This is a genomic window from Streptomyces sp. NPDC032472, from assembly GCF_040636955.1.
In the GTDB taxonomy this organism is placed as follows: Bacteria; Actinomycetota; Actinomycetes; order Streptomycetales; family Streptomycetaceae; genus Streptomyces.
Genome location: NZ_JBEZVK010000119.1, coordinates 1 through 5686 on the forward strand (window position 1 = coordinate 1; position 5686 = coordinate 5686).

A 5686-nucleotide genomic window follows, 5' to 3' on the forward strand; every position below is an offset into this window, starting at 1 on the left:
GAAACAACACCCACAGTTCGTCCGGCACCAGCCGCTCGACCAAGTCCGTCATGCACGGCTCAACGAACGATCACGCCAAAAGAAACGATGTCTAAGCGCGTTGCAGGACGACATCGCCATCGCGCGACGCCTTCGAGGGGACGGCTAGATGAATGAGTCCAATGTCTGTGCTGGTCGCGACCATGACGAAGGGCGCCCGTTGGTCAGTGTGTGAAGACAAACCTGGACGCCCTTCTGGCGGCACTGTACGTGTTCATCGACGACCATGTGGCGCCTTGTCGCCGGATCGGGCGACCTCCGAAACTGACGGACGCCGAACTGCTGTGCCTGGCCGTCACCCAGGTGCTGCTGGGCTTTCCCTCGGCCCGGCACTGGATCTGCTTCGCCATGCCCGGCTGGGGCACCTGTTCCGCTACCTGCCCCAGCAGTCGGCCTACAACAAGCGCCTGAATGCGGCCGGACCGCTGATCAGCCACGTGATCGAGGCCCTGGCCCGGCAGGTGCCCGCCTGGCACGACGACCTGCGGCTGATCGACTCCGCCCCACTGCCCTGCGCGGCCTCCCGTGAGACCGTCAAACGGTCCGACCTGGCAGGGCACTGCGGATACGGCTTCTGCCGCAGCCACTCCCGCTTCTTCTGGGGGTTCCGGCTCTACCTGGTCACCACCGTCGAGGGCATGCCCGTGACCTGGTGCCTGGCCAACCCGAAGATCGGCGAGCGGGAGGTGATGGCCGCGCTGCTGGAGCGCGACCATCGCCTCGTGCGGGCCGGGCAGGTGATCCTGGCCGACAAGGGCTTCGCCGGGAAGGAGTTCGAAGCGTTCTGCACCGAGCGGCTCGGTGTTCATCTGGTGCGGCCGGACCGCAAGGACGAGCCGGTCCGGCACGGGAAGATCGCCCGCGTCCGCCAGTGGATCGAGGCCGTCATTGACACCCTCAAGGGCCAGCTCAGCCTCGAACAGCACGGCGGCAGAACCCCGGCCGGAGTCTTCGCCCGCACCGGACAACGACTCCTCGCTCTTGCCGCCGGCATCTGGCACAACTGGACCACCGGCGCCAAGATCAAACGATCCCTGATCGCCTACGACCACTGAGAACATCGGACTCACTCATCTAGATGAGCTGGACCCACCTCACTGGGCGCCTGCTTCCTCTGACGCGACCCTTCTGGTCCGTAAAGTGCATGAGTTGCGGCGTGTTCAGCTGGGCGAACTCGGCCCGGCGGATCTGCGCACCCTCATCTCTCAGCAGGTTGCGCTGCCGTACGTCCTTCCGCTCGCGGTGCGCTTGCTGCTTGAGGAACCGCTGCTTGCCTACTTCCACAAAGGCGACCCGCTGCTTGCCACCGTAAGAGTCCCTGCTTCGGCCTGGTCCCTGCGCCCAGAGCTCGGGGCGCGGTTGCGTACCGTGATCACGGCCTTGCCAGAGGCAGCAGTCGCCGGCCTGCCCCGCGGCGCCGTCGAGGAACTCGCCCGCTTTGTCGCCCAGCCCGCATCGCTTCGCTGACCGAAGGCGCGGGTGAAGGAACTCGCGAAGGGCTAACGATCCGAACCAGAGATTCGATGGCAGTAGGCGGCGACTTTGTCGAGGATCTCGTCGGCGGTCGGGCCCGGCCAACGGGTGTCGTCAGGAGCCGACGGGTTCGTCCCAGGGCATGACGAGCGATGCGGTGCCACGACCGGTCCAGGCCACGCGGCAAATGCGGTTGTCGGCATGGGCGCGCCAGCCGTGCATCCCCGCGTCGTAATCGGCGCAGATCAGGGCGGTGCGTACCCGGGTCGTGCGGCCGGGCGGGGGTGGCGCTGTGGTCCCATTCCAGGACGTCGATCACCGGCCAGCCGTCCACGACGGCCCAGCCGGCGCCGGCGACCCGCCGTGCCCACGTGCGGGGCAGGGAGAGCTGGACGAGGGGCTCGTCTCCGTACTCGACCTTGTAGGTGAAGAACATTCCCGGCTCGCCGTCGTGACCCGGGACTCCACGCGGGCCGCGGGTACCTCGAGGACGCGGGAGGCGTCGTGGCCCGCGCGCTCCCGTCCGGCCACGAGCACCTCGACCGGCGACAGCAACGCCCGCCCGACCACGGCAGGACACGCGCGCCCGCCGAGGCGCGCTGCATATCTCCCTGGCCCTGCTTCGGCGGCTGCGGCCTTGATGAGTTCGCTGTTGTGGGAGATGTACTCACGGCGACCGTCGTCGGACTTGGAGGGAATCCAGTAGTTGTTCCCCGAAGGCCGCGTCGTCGCGCACTTCCGGCGGTGCCGCATCCACCCGTCACGCGATGCTCCTCTGGATCGACTGCGCCAATCCAGAGCCGGCTACGACGTCAAACCACGACAGGCTCCGGCCGCACCGGGCTCGAGAGTTCGACCGTGTCCGGTCGGCGTGCTGAATCGATACCTCCGGCTCCCTGCGCTCGAATCACCGGATGGAGGCGTGTCCCCCCGACCCGTCGTCACTCTCCGCAGTTAGATTGAGCTCAGACGCCCGGTGCCCGGGGCAGCCGCGGCGTCCGCCGCGTGGATCCGCGATCGTTCCCCATCACCCAGCTTCCCTGCTCGGGCGTGCGAACGCGCCCAGGAAACGGAACCGCCATGCGGGTAATCGCATACTTCATGCACGAGCATGAGGAACAGGCCGCGCTGAACATCCTCGGCAACCCCACCGCCACCGACAGCTATGTCCTCGGAGACATCGCCGAGAGTGACATTCCCCAGCTCGAAAGCGCCGGACTCACCGTCGGCAGACTGGACGACGTCCGCAGCGAGACGTCCGCCATGGCCCGCGGGCGTCTGACCGGCAGGTCCGCCGTCCCCGAAGCGGACGGCGACGCGGAGGTCCTGGACGTCGCACCCGGCGACCGCGCCTCGTGGATCGTCCAGCTCGGCGAACCGCTCGTCGAACGGTACCGGGAGGAGATCGCCTCCACCGGCGTCGAGCTACAGCGCAGTGTCCCGGTCAACGCCTACATCGCGGCTGCCACCGAATCCCAGGCCGGCCAACTGGCCAACCTCGACTTCGTGGTCTCCGTCGACCGCTACGGTCCCCGAATGGGCGCCCCCGTCCGGCTCCGTGCGGGCGAATCCCCGGCCCCGCCCACCGCAGGCGAACCGAAGACCGCCACCGACGGTCGCGTCTGGGATCTGCGGCTGGCAGAGACGCCCGGCGCCCGCGAGTCGGTCATGGCATGGCTCGAGAGCCACGAGGCCTCTTCCGGTCTGCGGCTCGTCGCCTCCGCCTCACACCGCATCCGGCTCAAGATCCCCGAGGGGTCCCCGCTGGAGACGGAGATTCCCCAACTCCCCGATGTGCTCGACATGGTCGAGTACGTCCCGCCGAAGCTGTGCAACGACCTCGCCGTCCGACTGATGGGCATCGTCCCCGACGGGGCGGGCAGCAGCGGTGTGCCGTTCACGGGCAAGGGGCAGATCGTGGCGGTCGCCGACACCGGCCTCGACCAAACCCACCCCGACTTCCAGGGCCGCATCGTCGGCGTTGTCGCGCTCGGCCGCCCCGGCGACAGCGACGACCCGGACGGGCACGGCACCCATGTCGCAGGCTCCGTGCTGGGAGACGGCTCCGCCTCCCAGGGCCAGATCCGCGGCGCTGCTCCCGAAGCGAAGCTCTACTTCCAATCAATCATGGATGCGGCGGGAAACCTCGGCGGACTGCCCCTCTCCCTCGCCGATCTCTTCGAGCCCGCCTACCAGGCCGGCGCCCGCATCCACAGCAACAGCTGGGGTGCCGCAACCCAATCCGCGTACACCATCGACTCCGACGACGTCGACTCCTACGTCCACCAACGCCGCGACATGCTCGTCGTCATCGCCGCCGGGAACGAGGGAACCGCGGGGGTACGCCTGAACTCGCCCAAGGGCTTCGTCGACTGGGCATCCATCGGTTCACCCGGCTCCTGCAAGAACGCCCTCACCGTGGGAGCCAGCCGCAGCGACCGTACGAGCGGCGGCTTCTCCCAGGCCACCTACAACAGCCTGTGGCCGGGAGACTACCCCGACCCGCCCATCGGCGCCGACCGCGTGTCCGGCGACCCCGAATCCCTTGCCGCCTTCAGCAGCCGCGGCCCCTGTGACGACTTCCGCATCAAGCCGGAGCTTATGGCCCCCGGAACCGACATCCTGTCCGCCCGGTCCTCCCTCGCCCCCTCGAACCACTTCTGGGGGCTGCACCCCCAGAACCCCCGGTACGCCTACATGGGCGGGACCAGCATGGCCACCCCCCTCGCCTCGGGCTGCGCCGCACTCGTACGCCAGTACTACGCCGACCGGCGCAGCACCGAGCCCAGCGCAGCCCTCGTCAAGGCCACCCTGATCAACGGCGCACGCACGCTGTCGGGGCCTGACTCGACGGCCAAATTCCCGTACTACCAACAGGGCTTCGGTGCCATCCACATGCCCACCACCCTTCCCCACGACGGGGCGGCGGACTTCGACCTCGAGTTCGTCGACACGTGGCAGAAGCCGGCCAAGCAGTTCCAGCGCACCGGGGAACGCAAGCGCTTCAACGTGACCGCGGGATCAGCCACACCTTTCCGGCTCTGCCTCGCGTACACGGACCTGCCCGGCCGCGGTCTCCAGAACGACATCAGCGTGATCGTCCAGGCTCCCGACGGCACCAAGCATGCCGGGAACGCGGGACTGCCCAACCCGCTGATCGGCAGTGACTGCACCAACAACGTCGAGGTCGTCCGCATCGATGCGCCGCCTGCCGGCACCTACCTCATCCAGGTCTTCGCCCGCAACCTGCTGGCCGGACCGCAGGACTTCGCCCTCGTCGTCACCGGCGACCTGAACGGCCCGATCGCGCAACTGGCGAACTGACCGGGTGGCGACAGGAGAAGCGGGCAGATGGTGCGGCCGCTGCGGCGCCATCTGCCCAGGCCTGTTCGGGCGTCGCCGAGCCGGGCGATCGTCCGTGCCAGGGAAGCGGGCAGCGGCTGTACCGGTGCCAGCAACCTGTCCCGGGAGACGGCCACGGCGGCAGCCGCGGCCGGCGTGGGCGTGCGGTGCTTCAGCAGCCGCTTGACGGCGGCCGGTCCGGTGGGGCCTTCGCGGTTCTTGTCGACGGGGTTCTCGTCAGCGGGAGCCTGGCGGTCGAGGACGGCGTGCCGGTAGAAGGTCCGGATCTCGCGCGCGGTGGGCGGGCGGCGTCTTCGTGGTCCTGACGGAGGGCAGACCCGTTGGCCCGCCCGCCTGCCGGACGGTGGTGTGGCTGTTCCCGCGGGAGCGGGCGGGCCGCTCGTGGCGCGAGGAGGATCCCGACTACGTGACGGACGCGCCGCCCGCGCGGGCCCGCGTGGTCACCATCGGGTAGGGCCGGGGCGGGCGCTCCCGCTGCGCGGGGGTTTCTGTACAAGCTGGGCGTGGGCGACTCCTTCCACGGGCGTGGTGTCGGCCGGGCCCTGACGTCGGCGCATGCAGACTTGGCTCGTGGACGGCGCTGCCACGGCACGTGGACCATCACGGACGAGGACAACGCGCCGGCCCGCGCTACGTAGCGCCGTGCCGGAGGCTTACCGGAAGAGAAGCAGGTCGTACTCGCCTGGAGCTTCGACCGGACGTAAAGGCACCGAACGAGGCAGCCTCCAGCGCGTGTGCGGAGGGGGAACATGGGGCCGTGGGCCCGCCCCCGGGGGGGGGGGGGGCGGGCGGGCGTGCCACCCCCCGCTCA

3 protein-coding genes and 1 pseudogene are annotated in these 5686 nt (G+C 69.3%); all 4 read left to right on the forward strand.

The window, feature by feature from the left end; translation table 11 throughout:
* The first annotated feature begins 210 nt into the window (after positions 1-210).
* The 4 genes and pseudogenes from AB0F11_RS35885 (at position 211) to AB0F11_RS35900 (ending at position 5513) form a co-directional block, all read left to right on the forward strand.
* Positions 211-1094: pseudogene (locus tag AB0F11_RS35885) on the forward strand (IS982 family transposase).
* A gap of 28 nt (positions 1095-1122) precedes the next feature.
* A complete protein-coding gene (locus AB0F11_RS35890) occupies positions 1123-1506 on the forward strand; it encodes a contact-dependent growth inhibition system immunity protein (RefSeq protein ID WP_362183368.1) in 384 nt (127 codons plus the stop codon).
* Between the two features lie 1086 nt (positions 1507-2592).
* The gene (locus AB0F11_RS35895; RefSeq protein WP_362183353.1) at positions 2593-4836 is read left to right on the forward strand and encodes a S8 family serine peptidase; all 2244 of its coding nucleotides are present in this window, start codon (positions 2593-2595) and stop codon (positions 4834-4836) included.
* 527 nt (positions 4837-5363) lie between these two features.
* Positions 5364-5513, forward strand: a complete 150-nt coding sequence (locus tag AB0F11_RS35900) for a GNAT family N-acetyltransferase (protein ID WP_362183371.1) — start codon at positions 5364-5366, stop codon at positions 5511-5513.
* The last annotated feature ends 173 nt before the right edge of the window (positions 5514-5686 follow it).

Bases quoted from the DNA above. Each gene is read 5' to 3' on its own strand.
- AB0F11_RS35895 (WP_362183353.1), top strand. From the start codon at position 2,593: ATGCGGGTAATCGCATACTTCATGCACGAGCATGAGGAACAGGCCGCG.